At 38.1% G+C, this 433-nt stretch carries 1 protein-coding gene; it reads left to right on the forward strand.

Annotated elements, in window-relative coordinates; all coding sequences use genetic code 11:
- Positions 1-433: ABC transporter substrate-binding protein (locus AD60_RS10045; protein ID WP_233186890.1), on the forward strand; the 433-nt coding region annotated here is incomplete at both ends.

Consider the following 433-nt stretch of genomic DNA (forward strand, 5'->3'; position numbering starts at 1 on the left):
GGTTCAGGCCGATTGGATGGGAACGGTATTCCGCTAGACTTTTTTGCAGATCACAATGTTAGGTTAGGTTTTGCATATGCCTTTGATTATGATGGTATGATAAATGATGTTTTAAAAGGTTTGGGTGAAAAAGTCCCCACCGCTTTACCTACCGGATTCTTAGGATTCGATGAAAATCTTCCAACATATGAATTGGACCTACAAAGAGCCGAAAATTATTTCAAACGTGCTTACAATGGGAGATTATGGCAAATTGGTTTCAAAATGACTATCCTTTACAATACAGGTAACGATGCAAGAAGAGTAGCAGCAGAGATATTGAGGGATAATTTAGCAAAGATCAATCCAAGATTCCAAGTTGAAGTTAGAGGAGTTCAATGGCCAACTTACTTAGATGCAAGAGAAAACATGTTGCTTCCAGTTTACATCATAG

This window comes from Petrotoga sp. SL27 (assembly GCF_002924605.1).
GTDB lineage: Bacteria > Thermotogota > Thermotogae > Petrotogales > Petrotogaceae > Petrotoga > Petrotoga sibirica.